We start from the raw sequence: 25,293 nt of genomic DNA on the forward strand, positions 1-25,293 counted from the left end.
TGGTCAATCCTAGTCTAATGAGCAAAATGCTGCACTGCAGCGGAACTCGCGCGCCCACCCAACCGTTGCGCTAACATGCGCATTTTCAGATCGCTCCACATACCCCCCGAATGGGTCTGGCTGGAGAGCGTCGCCGTCGTCTCGGCGGCCGTCCTCGTCGCGCTGGTCGCGCACTGGCTGACGATGCGAATCGGCGGCCATGCCCAGCGCCGCTCGACCGCCAAGACCGACGGTCTCGTCCTCGCGCGCGTCCGCCGTCCGCTCCGCGCGGTGTTCGTTTCGGTCGCGGTCGCGTTCGTCGCGCGGATCCTGCCTATGGACAACGACATCGAGGATCTGTGGAAGCAGTTGCTCGGCTTCCTTGTCCCCGCTCTGCTCGGCTGGCTCGCGGTCGCCGCGCTGCGCGCATTCCAGGACGTGATCGAGATCCGCGCCGACATCTCGGTCGAGGACAATCTCCGCGCCCGCCGCAAGCGCACCCGTGCCGCCATTCTCGGACGCATCGGGACGTTCTTCATCATCTTCGTCAGCGTCTGCCTGATGCTGCTCAGCGTCCCCGGCATCCGCTCGATCGGCGTCACGCTGATGGCGTCCGCCGGTATCGCCGGCCTCGTCGTCGGTGCCGCCGCACAGCCCGCGCTGAAGAACCTGATCGCCGGCGTGCAGATGGCGTTCACCGAACCGATCCGGATCGACGACGTGCTGATCGTCGACGGCGAATGGGGGCGCGTCGAGCAGATCAACCTGACGTTCGTGGTCATCAAGATCTGGGACGAGCGCCGCCTCGTCGTGCCGGTGTCGAAGTTCCTCGAACAGAGCTTCCAGAACTGGACGCGCGAGACGAGCCAGTTGATGGGGTCGGTGTTCTGGTATCTAGACCCGTCCGCGGACGTGCCGCGTCTGCGGGAGAAACTGGGCGAGATCGTCACGTCCAATCCGCGCTGGGACAAGCGGTTCTACAACCTCCAGGTGACCGACGTGAAGACGGACTGTATCGAACTGCGCGGGCTGATGACCGCCAAGGACGCGGCGATCGCGTTCGATCTGCGATGTGATGTGCGAGAAGCGTTGCTGAAGTATATCCGCGAGGAAATGCCCGAAGCCATCCCACGCAACCGCCTGCTGATGGCGCCCGACCCGGTGAGCCGCGGCTCAGCAAACAGTCCGCTCTAACCACCGTCGTCATTCCCGCGGAAGCGGGAACCCATACTGGCTAGCGGCGCGATAGAGGCGCTCCGGCCTAGATTATGGGTCCCCGCCTCCGCGGGGATGACGAAACTGGAGGGCCTCGTGACCGTCAGGCCTCGACGTGCTCCGGCACTGCCTCGAGCGCAGTGATGAACAGCTCGCACCACCACATCACGTCCTCCTTCCGGACGTTGTCGATCAGCTTCTCCCAGCGTTCCTTCCGCTCGGCCAGCGGCATCTTCAGCGCCCGGTCGATCGCGTCGGACATCTCCTCGGGGCTGTACGGATTGACCAGCACCGCATCCTTCAGCTGAGTCGCCGCACCCGCGAAATGCGAGAGCACCAGCACGCCAGGATCCTCCGGATCCTGCGCCGCGACGTATTCCTTCGCGACGAGGTTCATCCCATCGCGCAACGGCGTCACCAACCCAACGCGCGCCGCACGGTAGATTCCCGCCAGCACGTCGCGCGGAAAGCCCTGGTTGACGTAGCGGATCGGCGTCCAGTCGATGTCCGAATATTCGCCGTTGATCCGCCCCGACATCGAATCGAGGTTCGCGCGGATCTCCTGGTACGTATCGACCTTCTCACGCGAAGGCGGCGCGATCTGGAGCATGTAGACCAGCCCGCGCCGGTCCGGATGCGACCCGAGGAACCGCTCATACCCAGCGAACCGCTCCGCGAGACCCTTCGAGTAATCGAGCCGGTCGACCCCGACGATCAAGCTGCGCCCGGTCGCCGACATGTACATCCGCTCCTTGGCATGCCGCGCCGCGTCGCTGTTCGCCGACTTCTCGAAGTCCGCGGTTTCGATCCCGATCGGCGTCGTGATCGCCTTGATCGTACGGTCGCCGACCGTCACCCAGCCGTCTTCACCGACCACGCCGTCGAGCTGGCTCGTCACGTAATGCAGGAAGCTGTCGAGCCAGTCCTGCGTCTGGAACCCGATCACGTCGTACGCGAACATCGATTCGACCAGCGCACGGTGGCTCGGCAACGACAGCAGCATCGCCATCGGCGGCCACGGGATGTGGAGGAAGAACCCGATCTTGTTCTCGACTCCGAGCTTGCGCAGTTCCTGCCCGAGCGGAACGTGGTGGTAATCGTGGACCCACACCAGATCCTCGGGCTCGATCAGCGGCAGCACCGTCTCGGCGAACCGCTTGTTGACGCGCGCGTAGCCGCTGGAAAAGTCGCGTTCGAACTCGGTCAGGTCGATCCGATAATGGAACAGCGGCCACAAGGTCCGGTTCGCATAGCCGTTATAATATTCGTCGAAATCCTGCTCTTCGAGGTCGATCGTCGCGGTGGTGACGCCCTTGCCCTGCTGAAAATTGATGTGCCCCGTGAAGGTCTCGGTGGTCGATCCCGACCAGCCGAACCAGACCCCGCCCTTTTCGCGCAGCGCCGCTAGCAACGCGACCGCAAGGCCGCCCTGGTTGCCCGAAGGCGCATCGACCGACTGGACGCGGTTCGAGATGACGACGAGGCGGCTCATCGGACGGCACTCCACGGCTTGCTCAGCAGGACCGCGCAGTTGATCAGCCCCACCAGCGAATAGGTTTGCGGATAATTGCCCCACAGCTCGCCGGTATTCGGGTCGATATCCTCCGACAGCAGCCCGGCCGGCGTCCGGCGCGCGACCATCTCGCAGAACAGCGCACGTGCGTCGGCGGTCCGGCCGGTCGCATGCAGCGCTTCGATCAGCCAGAAGGTGCAGACGTTGAACGCGGTGTGCGGCAGGCCGAAATCATCCTCGGTCGCATAGCGCAGCATGTGGCTGCCGCGCCGCAGACCCTCCTCGACCGCCTTCAGCGTCGACTGGAAGCGCGGATCGTCGGGCGCGAAGAAGCGCAGGTCGAGCAACTGGATCAGGCTCGCGTCGAGATCGTCGCCACCGAACGTCGCCGAGATACGCTGCGTATCCTCGCGCCATGCCGACTGCTCGATCGTATTACGGATCGTGTTCGCACGCTCTTCCCAGAACGTCCGACGATCCTCGAGCCCCAGCACTTCGGCGGCGTTGGCAAGCCGGTCGCACGCCGCCCAGCACATCGCCGCCGAATAGGTGTGGACATGCGCCTTGGTGCGCAGCTCCCAAAGCCCCGCGTCGGGTTTGTCGTACGTCTCCCAAGCGCGGTCGCCGACCAGTTCGAGGCTCTTGAAATCCTCTTCGCTCGACATCCGGAACAGCCGCTTGTCGAAGAACGCCTGGACGTCGGACAGGATAATCTGGCCGTACGCGTCGTGCTGGATCTGCTCGTACGCCTGGTTTCCGACACGGACCGGGCCCATGCCGCGATAGCCCGGCAGGTCGCTCTCGATCCGCTCGATCAGCGTCGCCTCGCCGCCGACACCGTAGAGCGGCTGGACGTGGCCGCCCTTCGACGCGTCGACGATGTTGCGCAAATACTCGAGATACCCCTCGAGCACGTCGAGCGCACCCAGCCGGTTGAGCGCCTGCACGGTGTAATAGGCATCGCGGATCCAGCAGTAGCGATAGTCCCAGTTGCGCTCCGACCCCTCATGCTCGGGGATCGAGGTGGTGAGCGCGGCGACGATCGCGCCGGTCTCCTCGTGCTGGCACAGCTTCAGCGTGATCGCCGCGCGGATGACGACGTCCTGCCATTCGACCGGAGTCGCCAGCCCGCGCACCCAGTGGCGCCACTCGTCCTTGGTCCGCGACAGCATCGCCTCGGCCGCCTCGTGCAGCACGCCCGCGAAACTCTCGTCGGGGCCGAGGAACAGGTGCATCTGGCGTTCGAGCCGGAACCAGTTCTCGCCGACGATATGCCCGACCGGCGCATCGGTGGTCAGCCGCAGCGTCTGGTCGTCCATCAGGAAGCGGATGTGGTTCGAACCCTGCGTGTGCTCGGTCGCATGCCCCCAGTTGGTCGCGACGCGCATGCGGATACGGATCCGCGGCGAGCCCGCGATCGGCTTGACGATCCGGACGAAGCTGGTCGGGCGATAAGTCCGCCCTTCGCGCACGAAGCGCGGGCAGAAATCGATCACCTCGACTGCGTTGCCGGCCTCGTCCTCGTGCCGCGTCACCAGGATCGGCGTGTTGCGGATATAGGCCTGCGTGGTCTTCGCGCCGCCCTCCAGTTCGATCGCCCAGAACCCGGTCTTTGGCGCATCGCTACCGAGCAGCGCGCAGAACGCGGGGTCGCCGTCGACGCGGGGCACGCAGCCCCAGACGAACGTACCGGTCTTGTCGATCAGCGCGGAGACCTGGCAATTGCCGATCGGCCACAGGTTCATGTCGGCTTTTTGGGTAGGTGCGGTCATCGTGTTTCCAACATGGGTGTTTCCAATATGGCAGCAATCCAGTCGCGAAGTGCGGCAACGTCGTTCAGGCGGTAGGTGGCGGCGGTAGGCCGTTGCTCGCCGATCAGCACGCCCGCCCCGCCAAGATCGCGCGCGGCCTCGAACCCGTCCTCGTCGGTGACGTCGTCCCCAAAGAAATACGGCACGCTGCCCGCCATCGCCGGCGCGCCGATCAGGTCGCGGAGGGCTGCACCCTTGTCGCCGGGGGTGCGCAGCTCGACCATCATCTTGCCCCGCTGGAGCGTGAGGCCGTGGGTGGCGGCAAGGTCTTCGGCGAGGCGGACCGCGGCGGGTTCGAAGTCCGGCGCCATCCGGTAGTGCAGCCCGGCGCCGAGGCTCTTGGCTTCGTAGACGAGGCCGTTAGCGTCGGCGAAGTCGCGAAACGCACCGGCAGCGGCTTCGAGCGAAGCGGGGCGCTCAGCGGCAACATGGCCGTCGTCGGGCGTGCGCGTCTCCGCGCCGTGACTGCCAGCGACGGCGAACAGGTGCGCGTGACGCCCAAGCATCGCGTCGAGCTGCGCGATCGACCGCCCGCTGATGATCGCGACGCGACCGGGAAAACGCTCGGCGAGCGTATCGAGTGTATCGAGCAGCATCTGGCTCACCACAACCGCATCCGGCGTTGCGGCTAGGTCGACGAGCGTCCCGTCGAAATCGAAGAACAGGCTCACGGCGTCGGGCACGGCAAGGGGCGGCGCGAGGACATCAGTCGCGGGCTGGCGTTCGGCTAGCATCATCCCTGAACCCCTAGCGCCACCGCTCCGTTCCGCTGCACTGCAAAATTGGAACGGGTGCGGTTCGATTTTTGGGGTGGGGTGGGGTGGCTGCGGCAAGCGCGACCACCCTTCCTGTTCTCCCGCGAACGCGGGAGCCCAGGACCCAGCAGCGCAACGCCCGTAACCCTGGCCCCCCGCCTCCGCGGGGGAACAGGAAAGGGAGAAGCAGGCATGAACGCTAAGACGTGGCACATTTTCACCACTCACATCGCCGCACCCACCACCACCCCGGCGAAGGCCGGGGCCCAATAGGAAAGGCAGTCGTAATAGCCCACAGTCATTCATAAGCCCGGTCCGCCCAATTGGGCCCCGGCCTTCGCCGGGGTGGTGGTGTGTGGCGGATGCGGACGCAGATCTTCTCCCGTCATTCCCGAGGAGGCGGGAACCCACATGGGCAGACCTTAACCGCAAGCTCGCTGACGCCAGAGCATCCGGATCCCCGCCTTCGCGGGGATGACGAAGGTGAATGCGAAAAGCACAGTTGGGTCTCGAGAAAGGCGACGCGCATCAGCAACGATTACGGAACAGCGCCCCCCGCCAATCCACCCCACCTGCGACACCTCGCGACACAAAACCGCTGGACTAGCCCCAGCCGCTTGGTCATGCCTGCCGCCCATGTCCCGCGTCCGCGCCCTCCTCATCGCACCCGTATCCGCGGCCGTCCTGCTAGCCGGCTGCACCGTCGGCCCGGACTACCACCCCAAGGTGGCGGCAGAGCTGGGCGTCCCCGACGCATACTCGGTCACTCCCGAGACCAAGCCCGAAGACCTCACCCGCTGGTGGCAGAAGTTCGACGACCCCGTCCTCGGCCAGCTCGTCGAGCAGGCCGCCGCCGCCAACCTCGACATCGCACAATCGGTAGCCCGCCTTCGCCAAGCCCGCGAAAGCCTGCTCCAGAACCGCGCGTCGCTGCTTCCGACGGTCAATGGCTCGGCCGGCTACCAGCGCAACGAGAACGTCCGCGGTGGCGGCCGGTCGTTCACGCTGCCCGACGGCACCGTCGTCGACACCGGCGGCGGCGGCGCCAACAGCTTCACGCTCGGCGCCAGCGCCAGCTATCAGGTCGGCGTCTTCGGCGAGATCCGCCGCACCGTCGAGGCGAGCCGCGCGGATTACGCCGCGTCCGGCTACGACTACGCCACCGTCCTGATCTCGGTCGAAAGCGAGGTCGCGCGCAACTACGTCCTCGCTCGCTCGTACCAGCAGCAACTCGCCAACGCCCGCGCCTCGCTCGCGATCCAGGACGACAACCTCGAAATCGCCGGCTTCCGCGTCCAAGCCGGGCTCGTCTCCAGCGTCGACGCCGAGCAGGCCCGCGCCCAGCGCGCGCAGACCGCCGCGACGATCCCGAGCCTCGACCAGCAATATGCCGCCGCGGTCGCGCGGATCGGCGTGCTGACCGGCCAAGCCCCCGGCGCGCTCCGCACTATGATGGCACCGGCCAAGGCGATCCCGACCGGCCCCGCCGCGGTCGGCGTCGGTATTCCCGGCGACACGCTCCGCCAGCGTCCCGACATCCGCTCGGCCGAGCGCGCGCTCGCCGCCGCCACCGCGCGGATCGGCGTCGCGAAGGCGCAGCTCTATCCCGCGCTTGCGATCACCGGGAACCTGAACACCAACGCGACGTCGATCGGCAACATCGGCGACGCGATCACCGGCAGCCTGTTCGCCGGCCTGACCCAGGCGATCTTCAACGGCGGCCGTCTGCGCAGCCAAGTTCGCACCAGCGAAGCCGCCGCCGACGGTGCGCTCGCGCTCTACAAATCGACCGTCCTCACCGCGCTGGAGGATGTCGAGAACGCCGTCGTCGCGTTGCAGACCGCGCAGGAACGCGAGCGGCAGTTCGCGATCGCGCTCGACGCCTCGAACAATTCCGCGATCCTCAGCCGCAGCCAGTACCGCACCGGCCTCACCGATTTCACCACGCTCAACCAGCAGGAAACCGCGCTCCTGTCCGCCCGCAACGGCGCCACGCAGGCGCGCGCCGACGCCGCCACCGCGTTGATCGCACTCTATGCCGCACTCGGCGGCGGCTGGGACTCCACCGTGATCCCTGAAGCGCCCCAATCTAATCCAGAGGCACGCTGATGGCCGACGCATCGATCGACGACTTCCTCGGCGTGAAGCCGCAGGCCCCCTGGAAACGCTACGTGAAGTGGGTCGTGATCGCGGTCGGCGTGGTCCTGCTGTGCCTGCTGCTCGCCAAGTGCTTCGGCGCGAAGGAGCAGACGCAATATTCCACGCAGGCCGCCCAGCGCGGCAACCTGACCGTCAGCGTTTCGGCAACCGGCAAACTCGCGCCCACCACGCAGGTCACGGTCGGTTCGCAGCTGTCGGGTCTCGTCACCAAGGTCGTCGTCGACGTCAACGACCGCGTGACCGCAGGGCAGCCGCTCGCGCTGATCGATCCCGAACAGCTCGACGACCAGATCCGCCAGACCAGCGCTCAGCTCGCGGCGAACCAGGCGCAGGTCGCGCAGGCACAGGCCACCGTCGCCGAATCGCGCGCGCAGCTGAACCGTCTCGAAGAAGTCTCGCGCCTATCGGGTGGTCGCGTGCCGTCGAAGACCGAGCTCCAGACCGGCCGCGCCGATTACGCACGCGCGGTCGCCGCACAGAAGGTCGCCGAAGCCAACGTCGTCGCCAGCCGCGCGCTCCTCGCGCAGAACCAGACGCAGCGTGCACGCGCGATCATCCGTTCGCCGGTTACGGGGGTGGTGCTCGCGCGCCAGATCGATCCCGGTCAGACCGTCGCCTCGTCGTTCAACACGCCGACGCTGTTCGTGATCGCCGAAGACCTCACCAAGATGAAGCTCGAGGTCGCGATCGACGAAGCCGACGTCGGCGAGGTCAAGATCGGCCAGAAGGCGAGCTTCACGGTGGATGCGTTCCCCGGCCAGACCTTCCCCGCGACGATCAGCCGGGTCGATCTCGGCTCGAACCTGACGGTCAGCTCGGCCACCTCGTCGACCTCGACCACCGCGACCTCGACCACCGGGCAGGTCGTCTCGTACGCGGCCGACCTGACGGTGGGTAATCAGTCGCTGACGCTGCGTCCCGGCATGACCGCGACCGCGGACATCGTGACGTCGGACAAGCGCAACGTCCTGCTCGTCCCCAACGCCGCGTTGCGTTTCAAGCCGACCGCGGCGTCCGGCGACGCAGGCGGCGGTATCGCCGGCTCGCTGACCTTCCGTCCGCGTCGTGGCGGTGGTGCGGAGCGCACCGCGACGGTCGCTCGCGGGGCGCAGCAGACGATCTACGTCAAGGGCGCGGACGGCACGCCGCAGCCGGTGCAGATCACCACCGGCGACACCAACGGCACGATGACCGAAGTCCTGTCGGGCAATCTCCAGCCCGGCGCGCAGGTCATCACCGGGCAGTTGGCGAGCGGCGGCGACGACGCCAAGCGCAGCGGCGGCCCCCGCCGCTCGGGCGGCGCGAGCAAGGGTGGGGGCGGTGGCCAGTAACGCGCCGCTCACCGCCGAACCGCTCATCTCCCTGCGCGGCGTCACCAAGACGTATGGGCAGGGCGCGACGATGTTCCAGGCGCTCAAGGGCGTCGACCTCGACATCGCGGCGGGCGATTTCGTCGCGGTGATGGGGCCGTCGGGGTCGGGCAAGTCGACGACGATGAACATCCTCGGCTGCCTCGACGTGCCGAGCGACGGGACATTCCTGTTCCGCGGCCATCACGTCGAGACGCTCGACCGAGACCAGCGCGCGCTGCTCCGCCGGAAATATCTCGGCTTCGTGTTTCAGGGCTTCAACCTCCTCTCGCGCACCTCCGCGCTGGAGAATGTCGAGCTACCCTTGCTCTACCGCGGCGACGAAAAGCGCGCGCGCCGGGACGCAGCGATGGCGAGCCTCGACACGGTCGGGCTCGCGGACTGGTGGGATCACACGCCCGCCGAACTCTCCGGCGGCCAGCAACAACGCGTCGCGATCGCCCGCGCGCTGGTGACCAGCCCCGACGTGCTGCTCGCCGACGAGCCGACCGGCAATCTCGACAGCGAACGCTCGGTCGAGATCATGCAACTCCTCACGCGGCTGAACGCGGAGAAGAACATCACGGTCCTGATGGTCACCCACGAACCCGACATGGCCGCGTTCGCGCGGACGGTGGTCCACTTCAAGGACGGCCTGGTGGAACGCATCGAAAGCCAGCACCGCCAAGGTGAGAGGGTGGAATCGTGAGCGGCGCCCGCGAAGCATTCCCCTCCCGCTTGCGGGAGGGGTCAGGGGAGGGCGCGACGTACGTACTGGCGTCCGGTCTGTTTGATCAGCCCCTCCCCCAACCCCTCCCGCAAGCGGAAGGGGAGCAGCAAGACTGCGTCCTCGATACCGGAGCGACGCGCTAATGTTCGGCACAACCCTCGTCCTCGCGCTCCGCTCGATCCGCCGCCATCTCCTGCGGTCGTTCCTCACCATCCTCGGCATCGTCATCGGCGTCGGCGCGGTGGTGACGATGGTCACGCTCGGCAAGGCGACCACCGCCGCCGTGCAGCAGTCGATCTCCGCGCTCGGCACCAACATCCTCCAGGTCCGCCCCGGCCAGGGCTTTGGTCGCGGCGGCGGCGGCCCGCGTCCGCCCGACTTCAAGCCCGAGGACGTCGCCGCGATCGCCAACCAGATCGCCGGCGTCACCGCGGTCGCGCCGCAGGCAAGCGCCACCGCCACCGCGATCTACGAAGGCGCCAACTGGTCGACCACGATCAACGGCACCACCGACGCCATCTTCCAGGTTCAGCCATGGCCGCTTGCCTCGGGCCGTCGCTGGACGCCGGTCGAGGAAAGCGCCGGTGCCGCGGTCTGCATCATCGGCAATACCGTCTCGAAAAACCTGTTCCCCGGCGGCGATCCGGTCGGCCACCGTTTCCGTATCGGACCGATCAGCTGCGACGTGATCGGCGTGCTGACCACGCGCGGCCAGGCCGGGTTCGGCGGCGATCAGGACGACACGGTGGTCATGCCGATCAAGGCAGTCCAGCGCCGCTTCACCGGCAACCGCGATATCCGCCTGATGCTGGTCGGCGTCGACGAGCGCTTCTCGACCAGCACCGTGCAGGCTGGGATCACCGACCTGCTCCGCGAACGCCGCACCATCACCGGCGACAAGCCCGACGACTTCAACATCTTCGATACCAAGCAGATTTCGGACACCCTCACCGGGACCACGACCCTGCTCACCGGCATCGTCGCCGCGGTCGCCGGGATTAGCCTGGTGGTCGGCGGGATCGGCATCATGAACATCATGCTGGTGTCGGTGACCGAGCGCACGCGCGAGATCGGCATCCGTCTCGCGATCGGTGCGGTCGCGCGCGAAGTGCTGTTACAGTTCCTCGTCGAGGCGATCGCGCTGTCGTGCCTCGGCGGCGTCATCGGCCTGATCGTCGCGCAGGCGGCGATCGCGATCATCGCGCCGCTGATCAAGGTTCAGTGGCTGTTCGTGCCCGAGATCAACATCTTCGCGTTCGCGATCTCCGCGGTTATTGGCGTGGTCTTCGGTTACTTCCCGGCACGACGCGCGGCGGCGATGAACCCTATCGACGCGTTAAGGCACGAGTGATCGCCGCCTTGGGATCGCGGACCAGCGCCTGCAGCCGGTCCAGATCCTCGGGCGTGTCGATATCGATCAGCTCGGCGGGCGCGGTGACGACGTGCCGCCCCGCCTTTACCAGGTCGCGCGCGCCCGCATCGCCGTCCAGCGTCAGCAGGAAATCGAACCGATCGCGCCCGAACAGGGCTGGGGGGCTCGGCTTCTCGCCATCGCTCGACGCAACCACCGCGTCGGCGCTGTCGGCGGCATCGAGCATCCGGTAGATATGCGCCGCGGTCACGCGCGGCATGTCGGCCAGCGCGATCAGCACCGCCTCGGCGCCCTCGTCCTTGGCGCACTGCACGCCGAGCTTCACGGATTGCGACATGCCCGACGACGGATCGTCGTTATGCACCACCTCGAAATGATGGCTGACGAAGTCGAGCTTGCAGCCGTCGGTGACCACCAGCCGGCGCTTGAACGGAATGTTCTCGAACGCGGTGACGACGTGCATCCCGAGCGGCTTGTTGAGGAACGGCACCTCGAGCTTGTTCGGGATGCCGAACCGCTCCGAGCGGCCCGCGGCGAGCAGTATGAGGAAGACGTTTTCAGCGGCGATCATTGAACGCTCCTATCATCGCCGCGGCCACCGACAGCGCGATTTCCGATGGTCCGATCGCGCCGATGTCGAGCCCGACCGGCGCATCGATCCGGTCGATGTTCTCCGCCGTAACGCCTTCCGAAGCAAGCCGCTCGCGCCGCGCCGCATGGCTCTTGCGGCTGCCGAGCGCACCGACATAAGCGGCATCGGACGCGAGCGCCGCGATCAGCGCAGGGTCGTCGATCTTGATGTCGTGGCTCAGCGTTACGACCGCGGTCGAGGGACCGGGACGGAGCGCGGCGATCGCCTCGTCCGGCCAGCGATCGTCGAGCGTGACGCCCGGAAACCGTTCCTCCGTCAGGAAGCGCGCGCGCGGATCGATCACCACCGTCTCGATCCCGAGTTCGCGCGCCAGCCCGGCGAGCGCCTGCGCGATCTGCACCGCGCCGACGATCAGCAGCCGGCGCGGCGGATCGTAGCGATTGACGAACACCTCGCCCGTTTCCAACGGCCGCGCGTCGCTGTGCCCGGTCGCGAGGTCGGTCGTCACCGTCAGCGCATCGCCCTGGTCGCGCGCATCGGCGATCCGGTCGAACAGCTCCGGATCGAACCCTTCGGCGGACACCGGCTGCACCATCACCGCGATCTCGCCGCCGCACGGCAAACCGACTTCCCACGCCGCCGCATCCGCGACGCCGTAGTTGCGCACCTGGAACGGCGCACCCGCGATCACGTCCGCAGCGGTAGCGAGGATGTCACTCTCGACGCACCCGCCGGAGACCGATCCCTCGAACCGCCCATCGGCATGGACGAGCATGTGGCTCCCCTTGGGCCGCGGCGCGGATCCCCAGGTCGAGACGACCGTGGCGATCGCCATCTTCTCACCCTTCCAGGTCTTCGCAGCAGCGAGCACGCTATCGTTTTCGGCCATGTCTTCTCTCTTCTCGTTCTCCCGCGAAGGCGGGAGCCCAGGAGCCACGAACGCTCCGTTTGGTATCCTGGCCCCCCGCCTGCGCGGGGGAACAGCGCTTATAAGGAGGGTAGTCCAGCCAGCAGCTTGTCGAGCGTCACCGGAAAGTCCCGAACCCGCACGCCCGTCGCGTTGTAGATGGCATTCGCCACCGCAGCCCCCGCGCCGGAGATCCCAAGCTCGCCAACGCCCTTCGCCCCAACCGGGTTCGCGGACGTGTCGACTTCCTCGATGAAATGCACTTCGAGTTGCGGAATGTCGGCATTCACCGCGACATGATATTCGCCGAAATCGGGGTTCACGAACGCCCCCGTCCGCGTGTCGACGATGCCCTCCTCGCTCAGCGCATAGGCGATCCCCCACGCCATCCCGCCGGTGATCTGGCTCGTCGCGGTCTTGCGGTTGAGCACCCGCCCGACATCGAACACGCCCAGCATCCGCCGCACCCGCGTCTCGCCCGTCACCGCATTGACCGCAACCTCGACAAAGTGCGCGCCGTGGCTCGCCTGGCTGGTGCGCTTGCTCTCGGCACCCGGCCCGGTCTTGCCCATCGCCACGATCGGTTCGCCTCGGACGAGGTTCGCCAGCTTCACCGACCGACCGCCAGCACTCACGCAGCCATCGTGCAGGCTCAGATCCTCGGGCGCGGCATTCATCCTGAGCGCCAGTTCGCCAAGGATATCATCGCACGCCAGCACCACCGCCGAACACGCGCTGCCCGCGCCGAACGACCCGCCGGAGCCTGCGCTCGGCGGGAAGTCGGTATCGCCGAGCCGCACGTTCACCTCGGCCACCGGCAGCCCGAGCATCTCGCCCGCGGTCTGCGCGAGGATGGTGTACGTCCCCGTGCCGATATCGGTCATGTCGCACTCGACCGTCGCGCGGCCATCCGCCTCCAGCCGCACACGCGCCTGCGCCTCGACGGTGAAGTTGCCGCGCAGGCTCGCCGCCATGCCGATCCCGACCAGCCATTCGCCCTCGCGCACCGACCCCGGCGCGGGCACCGTATCCGGCCAGCCGAACCGCTCGGCACCCTGCGTATAGCAATCGAGCATCCGCCGCGTGGAGAACGGCTTGCCGCTCACCGGATCGGTCTCGGGCTCGTTGCGCCGCCGCAGTTCGATCGGATCGATCCCGAGCTGCTCGGCCAGTTCGTCCATCGCGCACTCAACGCCGAACGTCCCGACAGCCTCGCCCGGCGCCCGCACCGCACCGCTCGCCGGCAGGTCGACGCGGACGAGGTCGGTCTTGAACCGCCGCGCGTCGCCCCGGTACAGCGGCAGAGTCCCGAACGGCACCGGCTCGAGAAACTCGCCATCGTCGTTCTGCGCGACGACGCTCTCATGCCCCATACCCAGGATCACGCCGTTTGCGTCGGCGGCGATCCGGATCCGCTGCGTCGTGTGCGAGCGGTGATGCACCATGTACGCGGTCTGGCGACGCGGCAGTGCGACCTTCACCGGCCGCCCGACGACCTCCGCCGCGATCGCCGCGAGGATCGCTTCCGGACCCACGCCGGTCTTGCCCCCGAACCCACCGCCGACATACGGCGCCAGCACGCGCACCTTGTCCACGTCGATCTTCAGCGCCTTGGCGATCGTCTTGCGCGCACCACCGATCACCTGATTGCTCGACCGCACGGTCAGCTTGTCGCCCTCCCACCACGCGGTGGTCGCGTGCGGTTCCAGCGCGGCGGGAAAATGCACGGGCGTCGTGTAGGTCCGGTCGAACGTCACCGCCGCGTCGGCCATCACCGCGTCGAGATCGCCATTGTCGATCGGCGGCAGGAAGCCGATTTTCGGCGCGGTATCGACCGGCTGCGCTTCGACGTCGAACCGATCCTCGCCCGCTTCGGTGCGAACCACGACCAGCGCGGCGGCATCGCGCGCGATCGCCTGGTCCTCCGCGACGACGATCGCGACCGGCTGGCCGAGGTGGAGGATGACGTCGGTATCGAACAGCGGCATCGCCCGCGAATTGGACTCGCCGGCTGGCATGCGCGGGTCGTTATGAATGATGGCGATGACGCCGGGCAGTGCCTCGGCCGCGCTCACGTCGATACCGAGAATGCGCCCGCTGCCGACCGGCGTGCCGACGATCGCAGCGTAGGCGATGCCGTCGGGCGTGCCCTCATACGCATAGTCCGCCACGCCCGTGACCTTCGCCGGTCCCTCGATCCGGTCGAGCCCGAGCCCGAGAACGCCCTGCTTCGCGCGGTCGAGACCACCCGGCCGAAACGCCGCATCCATCACGTATTCGTTCATTCTGCGGTCCTCGGGTGGAGGGAAGGATATGGGTAGGGCGGGGGCGTTTGACGAGGGCGCCACGCATCCTCTCAACACCACCCCGGCGAAGGCCGGGGCCCAATTGGGGGACGAGAGTAACGGAGAACAATTCTCCGTTATCAAAGCCTTCCCAATTGGGCCCCGGCCCCCGCCGGGGGGGTAACTTTTACAGGCGCTGAGCTTTACTCAGCCTTGCCTCAAACAGCCGGCAACTGATCCAGCAACTTATCCAGCGTAATCGGGAACTCCCGCACCCTAATCCCCGTCGCATTATACACCGCGTTCGCCACCGCAGCACCCGCGCCCGAGATCCCCAGCTCACCGATCCCCTTCGCGTGAATCGGATTCGCATGGATGTCGCGCTCGTCGACAAAGTGGACGTCCATCTGCGGCACGTCCGCATTGGCGGGCACGTGATATTCGCCGAGATCGTGGTTCACCAGCTTGCCGGTCCGCGTGTCGTGAACGAGGTCCTCGGTCAGCGCGGTGCCGATCCCGAAGGTCATCCCGCCAAGGCACTGCGACCGCGCGGTCTTCGCGTTGAGCACGCGCCCCGCCGCGAACGACCCGAGCATCCGCCGTACCCGCGTCTCGCCGGTGATCACGTTGACCGCGACCTCCGCGAAATGCGCGCCGAACCCGGCCTGCGTCGTCTCCTTCTCCTGCTTGCCCGGCTTGATATGCCCGGTAGCCTCGAGACCGGTGCCGACCAGCTCGCCGATCGGCGTCGAGCGATTGTCGCCGATCGCCTTGCCGTCCTTCAGCGTCAGGCCGTCCTCGTCGACGCCCGCCGCCTTGGCGAGCTTCCCGCGCAGCATCTCGCACGCGAGATACACGGCAGTCCCCGAAGACGCCGCACCCCAGGACCCGCCCGAACCAGCTGCCGGAGGATCGTTGGTATCGCCCAGCGACATCGTGATGTTCTCGACCGAGATGCCCAGGATCTCCGACGCGATCTGCGCCAGGATCGTGTAGCTGCCCGTGCCGATATCGGTCATCGCCGACGACACCGTGGCCGAGCCGTCCGGATGGATCTCGACCTTGGCGGACGATTCCATCATCATGTTGCCGCGCACCGCCGAGGCGACGCCCATGCCGATCAGCCACTCGCCCTCGCGGCGCGTGCCCGCTTTCCGGCGCTTGTCCCAGCCGAACTTCTTCGCACCCTCGTCGAGCGCACGCGTCAGGTTGCGCGACGAATAGGGCACGTCCTTTTCAGGATCGATCTTCGGATCGTTGCGCTTGCGCAGCTCGATCGGATCCATCTGGAGCTTCTCGGCCAGCTCGTCCATCGCGCCTTCCAGCGCGAGCATCCCGACCGCCTCGCCCGGCGCACGCATCGAGCCCGACAGCACGAAGTTCAGGTCGACCACCTCATGCGTGATCAGCCGGTTCTCGCCGCCGTACAGCAGATGCGTGCCGATACCCGCAGGCTCGAAATAATCCTCGGTCGGCTGGTTCGAGGTCAGCGTCTCGTGGCCGATCGCCAGCAACTTGCCGTCCGCATCCGCCGCGAGCCGGACATGCTGCTCGGTATTCGACCGCCGCACGGTCGCCTCGAACACCTGCGGGCGCGACATCACTGCCTTGACAGGACGGCCAAGTTGCTTCGCCGCGATCGCCGCCGCAACGCTCTCGGGCGCGATGCCGAGCTTCGACCCGAACCCGCCGCCTATATAGCGCGCGATGATCCGCACCTTCTTCTCCGACAGCCCCAGCGATTTCGCCAGCTGCTGCGCGTCCGAGGTCGGCATCTGGTAGGCGCCATACAGCGACAGCGAACCATCCTCTTCCCACACCGCGGTCGAGGCGTGCGGCTCCATCGCCGCCGAATTCTGGCTCGGCGTGACATAGGTCGAATCGATCGTCACCGCCGCCTCGGCCATCGCCTTGTCGACGTCGCCCTGCTTGAAATGCGCGGGCGTCGCGTCGTCCGGGGGGGTTCGTGTCTCGTCGCGGTGCGCGGCGAAATCATACTGGCCCTCAGCCTCGTCATACTCGATCGGCAGACGCGCTGCCGCATCACGCGCGACCTCGAAGCTCTCGGCGAGCACGATCGCGACGATCTGGCCGAAGAACGCGATGTCCTTCACGCCCTGCGTCGGTGCGTCGGTAGCGCCGCCCTGCGCCGAGACGCGGATGAACTGGTCGAAATCGGTGACGACGTCGATCACGCCGGGGATCGCCTTCACCGCGTCGACGTCGATCGAAACGACCTTGCCCGCCGAGATCTTCGTCCCGACCAGCACGCCATACGCCATTTTCGCGAACTGGTATTCCGCGGCATAGGTCGCGGTCCCGGTGACCTTCAGCGGCCCGTCGATCCGGTCGAGCGGCTTGCCGATGACGCCCTGGACGCCCGTATCCAGAAGACTGTCCGGATGCGGCTTGTCCATCGTCAGGCTATTCGTAGTGCCAAGACCAAACATGTTTATGCTCCCGTGACGTTGCGCAGCGTCGCGATCAGCGTGCGACGGGCGAGGGGGATCTTGAAGTCGTTCGAGCCATAGCCCTTGGCGTCGGCCAGCAGCGCGGTCGCCGCAGCCTCGAACACGGCATCGGACGGCGCCTTGCCGACCAGCGCCGCCTCGACCGCCGGATTGCGCCACGGCATCGGCCCGAGCCCGCCGAACGCGAGCGAGGCCGACGCGATCACGCCGTCCTGCACATCGACGATCGCCGCCACCGAGACGAGCGCGAACGCATACGATGCACGATCGCGCACCTTGCGGTACTCCTGCTTGCCCTTGACCGGTGCCGGCAGCTCGATGTGCGTGATCAGTTCACCCGCTTCGAGCGCGTTCTCGATCTGCGGCGTATCGCCCGGCAGGCGATAGAAGTCGTGGATCGAGATCCGCCGACGATCGCCATCCGCCTTCAGCGTCACGATCGTCGCGTCGAGCGCGCGCATCGCCACCGCCATGTCGCTCGGGTGCGTCGCGATGCAATGCTCGCTCGTCCCCAGCACGGCGAGGATGCGGTTGAAGCCACCGATCGCCGAGCAGCCGCTGCCCGGCTCGCGCTTGTTGCACGCCGCCGCGGTGTCATAGAAATAATAGCACCGCGTCCGCTGGAGCAGATTGCCCCCGGTCGACGCCTTGTTGCGCAACTGCCCCGAAGCACCCGCCAGCAACGCCCGACTCAGCACTTCGTACTTGGCAACGACCCGGCGATCGGCGGCGAGATCGCTGTTCGGCACCAGCGCACCGATCGTCAGCCCGCCATCCTCGCGCTCCTCGATCTTCGCGAGATCGAGCCGCGAGATGTCGACCAGCTTGTCCGGCGTCTCGACCTGCAACTTCATCAGGTCGAGCAAATTGGTGCCGCCCGCGATGAACTTGGCGCCGCTCGTATCGATATCCTTGACCGCTGCCTCGGGCGTCGCGGGCTTCTCGTACGTGAAGGTCTTCATGCCACCAGCTCCCCGCGCGCGTTGGCTTCCATCGCGGCATCCTTCTCGTCCGCAGTCCGGCCTGCGGGCTCGGCACCACCGACTTCACGGATCGCATCGACGATGTTCGGGTACGCGGCGCAGCGGCACAGGTTGCCGCTCATGCGCTCCGAAATCTCGGCGTCGTCGAACTTCGGATCGGTCAGGTCGCCCGACGCATGGCTGGCCCAGCCCTTCTTGACCTCGTCGAGCATGCCGACCGCCGAACAGATCTGCCCCGGCGTGCAGTAGCCGCACTGATAGCCGTCGTGCCGCACGAACGCATCCTGCAACGCGTGAAGGTTGCCCGGCTGGCCGATCCCCTCGATCGTCGTGATCTCGTCGTCCTGATGCATTACCGCGAGCGTCAGGCAGGAATTGACGCGGCGACCGTTGATCAGCACCGTGCACGCGCCGCACTGGCCATGGTCGCAGCCCTTCTTCGAGCCCGTCAGCCCGAGATGCTCGCGGCACAGGTCGAGCACCGACGTACGAATATCGGGCTCAGCGTCATATGATTGACCATTGATCGTGAAATGCATGGCGGTGCCCCTGGTTGAATGTGCCGGGAATGTACGGATTTCGAGGACTTAACGCCGATGCGCCCGATCGTTTCCTATTGCGACAAGCTCTCACGTGTTGGTACGCTGGCGTTCATAGCGCTGAGCGGGCAAGCTGTTGCGATGACGCCAGCTTCTCCCCGATTGTCGCCCCTAATCGTCATCGCGCACCGCGGCGCGAGCGGGCTCCGACCCGAGCACACGCTGGCGGCCTATTCGCTCGCGATCGACCAGGGCGCGGACTTCATCGAGCCCGATCTGGTGCCGACCAAGGACGACGTCCTCGTCGCGCGCCACGAGAACAACATCGCGGAGACGACCAACGTCGCCGATCACCCCGAATTCGCCGCGCGGAAAACCACCAAGACGATCGACGGCCAGACGATGACCGGATGGTTCGTCGAGGACTTCACGCTCGCCGAACTGAAGACCCTGCGCGCGAAGGAGCGCCTGCCCAAGCTGCGCCCTGCGAACACGGCGTATGACGGCCAGTTCCAGATCCCGACGCTCGCCGAGATCATCGCGCTCGCCAAGCGCCGCACGACCGAGACGGGCCGGACGATCGGCATCTATCCCGAGACCAAGCACCCGACCTATTTTGCGAAGATTGGCCACCCGACCGACGCGAAGCTGGTCGCCGAACTGCGCGAGGCCGGCTGGGATTCGGCTAAGGCGCCCGTGTTCATCCAGTCGTTCGAGGTCGCCAATCTCCAGCGCCTTCACAAGATGACGAAAGTCCGCCTGATCCAGCTCATGGACGGGGAGGGCGGTCCCGCCGATGGCGCGCAGCCGAGCTACGCGGCGATGATCACGCCCGAAGGCTTTAAGGCGGTCGCCGCCTACGCCTACGGCATTGGCCCGAACAAGAGCATGCTCTGGACCGACGCAACCCCGACGACCCTGGTCGCCGACGCGCACGCCGCGGGCCTGCGAGTCCACCCCTGGACATACCGCGCCGAAAACTATTTCGAACCGACCCGCTTCCGCCGCGGCACCGACCCCGCCGCGCACGGCGACATCGCCGCGGAGATCGACGCAGGGCTTGCACAAGGTATCGACGGTTTCTTCACCGACTTTCCGCTATACGGAGCCCAAGCGCGTGATCGGTCGCGTGCAGGAGTGAAGTAAATGCGTAAAGTCCTCCCCGTACTCGCGGTACTGCCGTTCCTCGTAAGTGGCTGCATCAGCACCGCAACGTCGATCGTGAAGGCACCCTTCCAGGTCGCCGGCAAAGCGGTCGACTGGAGCACGACCAGTCAGGAAGAATCGGACCGCAACTACGGCAAGAAGATGCGCAAGCAGGAAGCCGAAGAGGGCAAGCAGCGCAAGGAACTCGCGAAGCGCTGCAAGAAGGATCAACAGCGCTCGGAATGCGGCCAGTACCAAGGCTACCGCGCGGGAAACTGAGCGGCTCCCCAATACCACCAAACTACCGCCACCCCGGCGAAGGCCGGGGCCCAGTTGGGGGACGTCGCTGACGACGGACTGCGCGCTGTTACCACTGCTTACCGACTGGGCCCCGGCCTTCGCCGGGGTGGTGGCTAGCTCAGGTCGCCCTGACTTCCTTGTTCTCCCGCGAAGGCGGGAGCCCAGTCTGGACTCCCGCCTTCGCGGGAGAACAAGCTTCGGGCCACACTCAGCCCCTCAAAACCACCCCATCACGGTAACCGGAAACGGCGTCCAAGCCCCAACCCGAACCCCCGCAAACCGAAGCGCATCCCCCGTCCAAGCATTACACGTCCGCACCCCGCTATACCGCCCGTCAGCCTCATAAAACGCATCATACCCCGCATACCCCCGATACCGCGCACCCCCATCCCGAAAGCTAGCCCGGATATACGCCGCCAGCCGCAGATACTGCGCCGACGTCAGCACGATCTCCCGAGCCCCGTCCCCCGCCCGCGGCCTCGGCAGATGATCGACATGCATCAACGTCCGCGTACTGCCGGTCGCGGCAGCAACCACGGTCCGCAGCTTCACGTCCGCCCAGGTCGGCGTCTCCAGATAAAACGTTTTCTCCCCCCACCCGAACGACACATGATCGAAAGCGCCATACCGCGGATCGCGCAGATCCTCCGCCCGAGCCACCTCGCGCCAGTCCACCCCGGCGGCCACCTTCGGCACGATGATCCCGGTATGCACGCCGTTGCTCTCGACGAAGATATGCACGCCCTCGGCGGGCGCCCGCCAGTCGCGATTGCTCGGGATCGACCCGCCGACCAGCCCCGCCACCGCATAGCTCGCGACCACCCCGAACACCGCCGCGACCGCCCATAAAATCGACTTAACCCAACGCGTTTCCGTCTTCATTCCGTCATGCTAGACCAGCCGCATGGCCAATGACACACATGTGCTGAGCACCCCGCCCGAAGGCGCGCCCGACTGGACGATCCCGCAGAACTGGGCGGATTACACCGCGGAGGATCACGCGACCTGGGACACGCTGTTCGCGCGCCAGTCGAAGCTGCTCCCCGGCCGCGCGTCGAATGCGTGGCTGCGCGGGCTCGATGTGCTGAAGCTGTCGAAACCCGGCATCCCCGATTTCGAGGAACTGTCCGAACGCCTGACCAAGCTCACCGGCTGGTCGGTCGTCGCGGTCCCCGGCCTCGTCCCCGATGACGTGTTCTTCGACCACATGGCCAACCGCCGGTTCGTCGCCGGCAACTTCATCCGCCGCCCCGACCAGCTTGACTACCTCCAGGAACCCGACGTCTTCCACGACGTGTTCGGCCACGTGCCGATGCTCGCCGACCCGGTCTTCGCCGACTACCTCGCCGCCTACGGCCGCGGCGGCCAGCGCGCGCTCGGGCTAGACGCGTTGAAATATCTCGGCCGGCTCTACTGGTACACGGTCGAGTTCGGCCTGATCGCGGAACCCGAAGGCCTGCGCATCTACGGCTCGGGGATCGTTTCCAGCTACGCGGAAACCCGCTTCGCTCTCGACGACCCGAGCCCCAACCGCATCGCGCTCGACCTCGCTCGCGTGATGCGGACCGAATACCGGATCGACGATTTCCAGCAGAACTATTTCGTCATCCCGAGCTTCGAAGAGTTGCTGCGGTTGACGGTAGAGACCGACTTCGCGCCGTTGTACGAGGAACTGAAGGCGCTCCCGAATATCCCGGTCGCGCGGATCGAGCCGGGCGATGTGGTGATTACCGAGGGCACGCAGGAGTACGCGAACGCGAAACTCAGCGCATAAACCAGAAGCACCACCCCGGCGAAGGCCGGGGCCCAATTGGGCGAACCTCCGAAGTAGAGCCGCACCGCCATCCCAATTGGGCCCCGGCCTCCGCCGGGGTGGAGCCAGAAGTGAGGTGAGGGCGGCACCCTCTTGTTCCCCCGCGAAGGCGGGGGCCCAGACTGGACCCCCGCCTTCGCGGGGGAACAACCTGCTGGGGCAGGGCAGCCCTCAGAAATCCGCAGCGCTCAAATATCCAACGCCCACCCATCACGCCCCTTGGGATCAAACGGCCCCTCCGCCACAAACCTCTCCGCCCCAGCGCGCAACCGAAGCACACTCCAATCCCCCCGCCGGTCGACCGCCTTGAGCGAACACCCGCAAGCCTCATACGCCGCGACAACCCCAGCCCGCTGAGTCTCCAGCAACCCGGCCAGCACGATCGTCGCCCCGACATCCGAAATAGACGCAATCTCCGGCGCCATAGACACCAGCGGCCCCGCCAGAATATTCGCGATCACCAGATCATACGGCGCCCGAACCACGATCGCATCGTCCAGTGTACCGTCCGCCACAACGAGATCGATCCCCTCGACCCCATTGAGCGCCGCATTCTCAGCCGTCACATCGATCGAGACCGGATCGATATCCGTCCCCATCACCTTGGCCGCAGGCCAAAGATGCGCCGCCGCAAACGCCAGCAACCCCGTCCCCGTCCCGATATCGATCACGTTCGCAAACGAAGCATCCGCCAACCCATCGAGCATCGCCAGACACCCGCTAGTCGTCTCATGATGCCCCGTCCCGAACGCCCGACTAGCCTCGATCAGGAACGCCCGCTTGTCCGCCGGCACCGCGCCCGCATGCGCGCCGGTGTGCACGAAGAACCGCCCGACCGACAAAGGCTCCAGCCCGGCCTGGCTCATCGTCACCCAGTCCGCATCCCCCAACCGCTCGACCGCGATCGCGGCCCCCGCCGCACTCGGCACCAGCGCGCGCACCGCCGCGACCGTATCCGCCGCCGGCTCAAGCTCGAAATACGCATCGAGCCGCCACGATTCGACATCGTCCTCGATCTCCTCGGTGGTCATCAACACGCCGTCGATCGTCAGATCGTCGCTCGCGTCGATCGCCTCCGCCTCCGCCCGCGTGCAGGGGAGGGTGAGCTTCCAACTATCGGACATAACTCGCCCCATTCACGTCGATCACCGACCCCGTCATCGAAGCCGGCGCCTCCAATGCCAGAAATTTCGCCGCCGCCGCGATCTCGTCAGGTGCAGCAACCCGCCCGAGCGGAATATCCGCCAGCAACGCATCGCCGCCACGGCTCGACAGATAATCCTCCGCCATCCCGGTCATCGTGAAGCCCGGGCACACCGCGAATGCGAGGATGCCCTCCCGAGCATACCCCCGGGCGATCGTCTTGGTCATCGCCACCATCCCCGCCTTCGACGCGGCATAATGCCAATGCGCCGGCGAATCCCCGCGATACGCCGCCCGGCTCGCGATATTGACGATCCGCCCACCGACACCCCGAGCCTGCCAATGCAGCACCGCCAACCGGCAAAGCTCAGCCGACGCGGTAAGGTTGATCCGCATCGTCCGCTCCCACTGCGCGGTCCAGTCGTCATCCCCAAGCGGCGCCGCCTCGAACACCCCCGCATTGTTGATCAACACATCGATCGCGCCGCCAGCCTGCTCCAACGCAGCGTTCCACAACGCAGTCGGGCCCGCAGGATCGGCAAAATCAGCCGGAATACCGCTAGCGGTCCCATGCCCGATGACGGAGGCGCCCGCGTCGGTCAGCGCCGCACGAATAGCCGCGCCGATACCGCGACTGGAGCCGGTAAGAAGAATAGTCATGCCAGCGCTCTAGCGCCGCAGGCCGTATCCGTCACCAAGCCGAAGAAGGAATGGTTCACGCGGAGACGCGGAGCCGCGGAGAAGGGGCTGTCAGTGGGCGTATAACGACGAGAGTGTTGAAGAACCTCCGGTTCCGCCAGACCCTCCGCGTCTCCGCGCCTCCGCGCGAACCCATTACTCCCTCCCAGCGCCCCTCAAGCCACGCTAGCCGAAAACCCGTCCGCCGCGCCGCGCAGCACACCCAGCTTGTCGTCCACCGCGCAAAAGCCGTGCCCGAGCTGATCAATCTCGACCGCTACCCCTTCTGTATCCTGGCGGATTGCGGCGATCGTCGTCGACATCGCGTCCGCCGCCAGCGCCGTCTCGTCGACCGCTGCAGTGATCGCGGTGACGGTCTGCGCCTGCGCGTACATCGCAAACCTGATCCGGTCGGCGCTCTCCTGCACCTCCGCGACCGTCGACTTGATCGACGCGTTGGTCACGACGGTCGAGCGCGTCGCCGCCTGGATCGCAGCGATCTTGCCGGCAATGTCATCGGTCGCGCGCGCGGTCTGGTTGGCCAGCGATTTCACCTCCTGCGCCACCACCGCGAAGCCGCGCCCGGCATCGCCCGCTCGTGCCGCCTCAATCGTCGCGTTGAGCGCCAGCAGGTTGGTCTGCCCCGCGATGCTGCGGATCAACCCGAGGATCGATTCGATCGACTTCGCATGCTCGCTCAGGGTCTCCGACATGCCGACCGCTTCGCCCGCCTGCGCCGAGGCGCGGGTCGCGATCTCTGCCGCGGCCTCCACTTCGGTCCGCGCATCCTCGATCGCCCGGATCAGCCCGGCGGCGGTCTGCGCCGCCTCGCGCATCGCCAGGGCCGATTGTTCCGCGGCCGCGGCGACCTCGCTCGCCTTGCTCAGGACGCCGCGTGTCGAGGACGATGCCGCCGCTGCCTGCACGCGGATCCGCGCGCCCAGAGCGGCGGTATCCTCGATCGACGCGGCGATGCGCTTGCGAAAGTCGGATGCCCGCGTGCCCCGTTCGGCGCGTGCCGCCTCGGTGTCGGTCGCGCCGAGATACGAGGCCATGATGTCCGCCTCGATCAGCGCGAGCCGCTGTACCGCATCCGCCACGACCCGCATCGCCGCGGTATCGGTGCCGAGGCGGTCGACGACCAGGTTCAGCGTCGCGCTATGGGCGAAAGCGGCGGCCGACAGCAGCGCGGGCAGGGGGATACCCGACTGGCGCGAACTCTCCGCATGGTCGATCGCCATCGCCTCCCACGCCTCGTCATACGGCGACAGGTACCGCATCCGCGCATAGACCGCGCTTTGGGCGATCCGCCGTTCGAGCCGGTCGGGTGTGATCTGCGCTGCGATATGGCGCACCGCGTCGAGCGACAGATAATGCCGCCAGAACATCTCGCCGATCCGCCGGTGATCGTCCTCGTCGAGCAACGCGCTGAGCGTGGCGCAGGCCGGCGCGATCAGCCCGTCCCAATCATAGACGCCAACGCGCTCGCGCAGCGATCTGGCCGAACGCATTGGCGTCGCCAGCGCGGTATCCGCAGTCATGACCTCTCCCA

The 25,293-nt window shown here is 66.8% G+C and carries 21 protein-coding genes; 8 read left to right on the forward strand and 13 right to left on the reverse strand.

Features of this window, described 5'->3' with window-relative positions; translation table 11 throughout:
* Window positions 1-75 precede the first annotated feature (75 nt).
* A complete protein-coding gene (locus IFT67_RS17540; RefSeq protein WP_192239441.1) occupies window positions 76-1,173 on the forward strand; it encodes a mechanosensitive ion channel family protein in 1,098 nt (365 codons plus the stop codon).
* A 124-nt stretch (window positions 1,174-1,297) separates the two neighbouring features.
* Here IFT67_RS17540 and IFT67_RS17545 read toward each other — a convergent pair whose 3' ends face one another.
* Genes IFT67_RS17545 through otsB form a run of 3 tightly spaced genes read right to left on the reverse strand, consistent with a single transcriptional unit; the run spans window position 1,298 to window position 5,255 of the window.
* Window positions 1,298-2,686, reverse strand: coding sequence for an alpha,alpha-trehalose-phosphate synthase (UDP-forming) (locus IFT67_RS17545; RefSeq protein WP_056047374.1), 1,389 nt, complete (start codon window positions 2,684-2,686; stop codon window positions 1,298-1,300).
* Window positions 2,683-4,479 carry a glycoside hydrolase family 15 protein gene (locus tag IFT67_RS17550; protein ID WP_192239442.1) on the reverse strand — a complete coding sequence of 599 codons (1,797 nt, stop codon included), beginning with the start codon at window positions 4,477-4,479 and terminating at the stop codon, window positions 2,683-2,685. The genes IFT67_RS17545 and IFT67_RS17550 overlap by 4 nt, the downstream gene beginning before the upstream one ends.
* Entirely contained in the window at window positions 4,476-5,255 is a 780-nt protein-coding gene (gene otsB, locus IFT67_RS17555; protein WP_244647488.1) for a trehalose-phosphatase, read from the reverse strand. The genes IFT67_RS17550 and otsB overlap by 4 nt, the downstream gene beginning before the upstream one ends.
* A gap of 654 nt (window positions 5,256-5,909) precedes the next feature.
* Between otsB and IFT67_RS17560 the strand changes: the two genes are divergently transcribed.
* The 4 genes from IFT67_RS17560 to IFT67_RS17575 all read left to right on the forward strand — a co-directional run bounded on the left by IFT67_RS17560 (window position 5,910) and on the right by IFT67_RS17575 (window position 10,863).
* Window positions 5,910-7,382, forward strand: a complete 1,473-nt coding sequence (locus IFT67_RS17560; RefSeq protein ID WP_192239443.1) for an efflux transporter outer membrane subunit — start codon at window positions 5,910-5,912, stop codon at window positions 7,380-7,382.
* Window positions 7,382-8,764, forward strand: coding sequence for an efflux RND transporter periplasmic adaptor subunit (locus tag IFT67_RS17565; protein WP_132896869.1), 1,383 nt, complete (start codon window positions 7,382-7,384; stop codon window positions 8,762-8,764). The genes IFT67_RS17560 and IFT67_RS17565 overlap by 1 nt, the downstream gene beginning before the upstream one ends.
* Window positions 8,765-8,834: 70 nt before the next feature.
* The gene (locus IFT67_RS17570) at window positions 8,835-9,491 is read left to right on the forward strand and encodes an ABC transporter ATP-binding protein (protein WP_136191380.1); all 657 of its coding nucleotides are present in this window, start codon (window positions 8,835-8,837) and stop codon (window positions 9,489-9,491) included.
* Between the two features lie 163 nt (window positions 9,492-9,654).
* Window positions 9,655-10,863 (forward strand): ABC transporter permease, encoded by a 1,209-nt coding sequence (locus tag IFT67_RS17575; protein WP_056060727.1) that lies wholly within the window; start codon window positions 9,655-9,657, stop codon window positions 10,861-10,863.
* Here the strand turns inward: IFT67_RS17575 and IFT67_RS17580 are convergent.
* The 6 genes from IFT67_RS17580 to IFT67_RS17605 form a co-directional block, all read right to left on the reverse strand.
* Window positions 10,838-11,455, reverse strand: coding sequence for a nucleotidyltransferase family protein (locus tag IFT67_RS17580; RefSeq protein WP_192239444.1), 618 nt, complete (start codon window positions 11,453-11,455; stop codon window positions 10,838-10,840). The genes IFT67_RS17575 and IFT67_RS17580 overlap by 26 nt on opposite strands.
* On the reverse strand, window positions 11,442-12,365 hold the full coding sequence (locus IFT67_RS17585; protein ID WP_192239445.1) for an XdhC family protein: 924 nt from the start codon (window positions 12,363-12,365) through the stop codon (window positions 11,442-11,444). The genes IFT67_RS17580 and IFT67_RS17585 overlap by 14 nt, the downstream gene beginning before the upstream one ends.
* A 98-nt stretch (window positions 12,366-12,463) precedes the next feature.
* Window positions 12,464-14,668 (reverse strand): molybdopterin cofactor-binding domain-containing protein, encoded by a 2,205-nt coding sequence (locus tag IFT67_RS17590; RefSeq protein ID WP_192239446.1) that lies wholly within the window; start codon window positions 14,666-14,668, stop codon window positions 12,464-12,466.
* 218 nt (window positions 14,669-14,886) lie between these two features.
* Window positions 14,887-17,118: a xanthine dehydrogenase family protein molybdopterin-binding subunit gene (locus tag IFT67_RS17595; RefSeq protein ID WP_192239447.1), complete on the reverse strand. Its 2,232-nt coding sequence runs from the start codon at window positions 17,116-17,118 to the stop codon at window positions 14,887-14,889.
* Window positions 17,119-17,120: 2 nt separating this feature from the next.
* A complete protein-coding gene (locus tag IFT67_RS17600) occupies window positions 17,121-18,101 on the reverse strand; it encodes an FAD binding domain-containing protein (protein ID WP_107952046.1) in 981 nt (326 codons plus the stop codon).
* A complete protein-coding gene (locus IFT67_RS17605) occupies window positions 18,098-18,661 on the reverse strand; it encodes a 2Fe-2S iron-sulfur cluster-binding protein (protein WP_082441359.1) in 564 nt (187 codons plus the stop codon). Before IFT67_RS17605 ends, IFT67_RS17600 begins: the two co-directional genes overlap by 4 nt.
* Before the next feature lie 141 nt (window positions 18,662-18,802).
* On the opposite strand from IFT67_RS17605, the gene IFT67_RS17610 reads away from it, so the two are divergent.
* Together IFT67_RS17610 and IFT67_RS17615 are read left to right on the forward strand one after the other, a co-directional pair.
* Window positions 18,803-19,807, forward strand: coding sequence for a glycerophosphodiester phosphodiesterase (locus IFT67_RS17610; RefSeq protein WP_192239480.1), 1,005 nt, complete (start codon window positions 18,803-18,805; stop codon window positions 19,805-19,807).
* On the forward strand, window positions 19,808-20,086 hold the full coding sequence (locus tag IFT67_RS17615) for a hypothetical protein (RefSeq protein ID WP_192239448.1): 279 nt from the start codon (window positions 19,808-19,810) through the stop codon (window positions 20,084-20,086). It abuts the gene before it with no gap.
* A 237-nt stretch (window positions 20,087-20,323) separates the two neighbouring features.
* Here IFT67_RS17615 and IFT67_RS17620 read toward each other — a convergent pair whose 3' ends face one another.
* Window positions 20,324-20,989 carry a TIGR02117 family protein gene (locus tag IFT67_RS17620; RefSeq protein WP_192239449.1) on the reverse strand — a complete coding sequence of 222 codons (666 nt, stop codon included), beginning with the start codon at window positions 20,987-20,989 and terminating at the stop codon, window positions 20,324-20,326.
* Between the two features lie 22 nt (window positions 20,990-21,011).
* Here IFT67_RS17620 and phhA point away from each other — a divergent pair, with 22 nt between their 5' ends.
* The gene (phhA, locus tag IFT67_RS17625) at window positions 21,012-21,881 is read left to right on the forward strand and encodes a phenylalanine 4-monooxygenase (RefSeq protein WP_192239450.1); all 870 of its coding nucleotides are present in this window, start codon (window positions 21,012-21,014) and stop codon (window positions 21,879-21,881) included.
* Between the two features lie 227 nt (window positions 21,882-22,108).
* Here phhA and IFT67_RS17630 read toward each other — a convergent pair whose 3' ends face one another.
* The 3 genes from IFT67_RS17630 to IFT67_RS17640 form a co-directional block, all read right to left on the reverse strand.
* Window positions 22,109-23,044 (reverse strand): 50S ribosomal protein L11 methyltransferase, encoded by a 936-nt coding sequence (locus tag IFT67_RS17630; RefSeq protein ID WP_192239451.1) that lies wholly within the window; start codon window positions 23,042-23,044, stop codon window positions 22,109-22,111.
* On the reverse strand, window positions 23,034-23,723 hold the full coding sequence (locus IFT67_RS17635; RefSeq protein WP_192239452.1) for an SDR family NAD(P)-dependent oxidoreductase: 690 nt from the start codon (window positions 23,721-23,723) through the stop codon (window positions 23,034-23,036). The genes IFT67_RS17630 and IFT67_RS17635 overlap by 11 nt, the downstream gene beginning before the upstream one ends.
* Window positions 23,724-23,917: 194 nt before the next feature.
* On the reverse strand, window positions 23,918-25,282 hold the full coding sequence (locus IFT67_RS17640; RefSeq protein WP_244647489.1) for a methyl-accepting chemotaxis protein: 1,365 nt from the start codon (window positions 25,280-25,282) through the stop codon (window positions 23,918-23,920).
* Window positions 25,283-25,293 lie beyond the last annotated feature (11 nt).

Source organism: Sphingomonas sp. CFBP 13728, assembly GCF_014841895.1.
In the GTDB taxonomy this organism is placed as follows: domain Bacteria; phylum Pseudomonadota; class Alphaproteobacteria; order Sphingomonadales; family Sphingomonadaceae; genus Sphingomonas.

Bases quoted from the DNA above. Each gene is read 5' to 3' on its own strand.
- IFT67_RS17550 (WP_192239442.1), bottom strand. From the start codon at position 4,479: ATGACCGCACCTACCCAAAAAGCCGACATGAACCTGTGGCCGATCGGC.
- IFT67_RS17590 (WP_192239446.1), bottom strand. From the start codon at position 14,668: ATGAACGAATACGTGATGGATGCGGCGTTTCGGCCGGGTGGTCTCGAC.
- IFT67_RS17540 (WP_192239441.1), top strand. From the start codon at position 76: ATGCGCATTTTCAGATCGCTCCACATACCCCCCGAATGGGTCTGGCTG.
- IFT67_RS17575 (WP_056060727.1), top strand. From the start codon at position 9,655: ATGTTCGGCACAACCCTCGTCCTCGCGCTCCGCTCGATCCGCCGCCAT.
- IFT67_RS17620 (WP_192239449.1), bottom strand. From the start codon at position 20,989: ATGAAGACGGAAACGCGTTGGGTTAAGTCGATTTTATGGGCGGTCGCG.
- IFT67_RS17560 (WP_192239443.1), top strand. From the start codon at position 5,910: ATGTCCCGCGTCCGCGCCCTCCTCATCGCACCCGTATCCGCGGCCGTC.
- IFT67_RS17640 (WP_244647489.1), bottom strand. From the start codon at position 25,282: ATGACTGCGGATACCGCGCTGGCGACGCCAATGCGTTCGGCCAGATCG.
- IFT67_RS17605 (WP_082441359.1), bottom strand. From the start codon at position 18,661: ATGCATTTCACGATCAATGGTCAATCATATGACGCTGAGCCCGATATT.
- IFT67_RS17630 (WP_192239451.1), bottom strand. From the start codon at position 23,044: ATGTCCGATAGTTGGAAGCTCACCCTCCCCTGCACGCGGGCGGAGGCG.
- IFT67_RS17545 (WP_056047374.1), bottom strand. From the start codon at position 2,686: ATGAGCCGCCTCGTCGTCATCTCGAACCGCGTCCAGTCGGTCGATGCG.
- IFT67_RS17585 (WP_192239445.1), bottom strand. From the start codon at position 12,365: ATGGCCGAAAACGATAGCGTGCTCGCTGCTGCGAAGACCTGGAAGGGT.
- otsB (WP_244647488.1), bottom strand. From the start codon at position 5,255: ATGATGCTAGCCGAACGCCAGCCCGCGACTGATGTCCTCGCGCCGCCC.
- IFT67_RS17600 (WP_107952046.1), bottom strand. From the start codon at position 18,101: ATGAAGACCTTCACGTACGAGAAGCCCGCGACGCCCGAGGCAGCGGTC.
- IFT67_RS17580 (WP_192239444.1), bottom strand. From the start codon at position 11,455: ATGATCGCCGCTGAAAACGTCTTCCTCATACTGCTCGCCGCGGGCCGC.
- IFT67_RS17615 (WP_192239448.1), top strand. From the start codon at position 19,808: ATGCGTAAAGTCCTCCCCGTACTCGCGGTACTGCCGTTCCTCGTAAGT.
- IFT67_RS17610 (WP_192239480.1), top strand. From the start codon at position 18,803: ATGACGCCAGCTTCTCCCCGATTGTCGCCCCTAATCGTCATCGCGCAC.
- IFT67_RS17570 (WP_136191380.1), top strand. From the start codon at position 8,835: ATGTTCCAGGCGCTCAAGGGCGTCGACCTCGACATCGCGGCGGGCGAT.
- IFT67_RS17595 (WP_192239447.1), bottom strand. From the start codon at position 17,118: ATGTTTGGTCTTGGCACTACGAATAGCCTGACGATGGACAAGCCGCAT.
- IFT67_RS17635 (WP_192239452.1), bottom strand. From the start codon at position 23,723: ATGACTATTCTTCTTACCGGCTCCAGTCGCGGTATCGGCGCGGCTATT.
- phhA (WP_192239450.1), top strand. From the start codon at position 21,012: ATGGCCAATGACACACATGTGCTGAGCACCCCGCCCGAAGGCGCGCCC.
- IFT67_RS17565 (WP_132896869.1), top strand. From the start codon at position 7,382: ATGGCCGACGCATCGATCGACGACTTCCTCGGCGTGAAGCCGCAGGCC.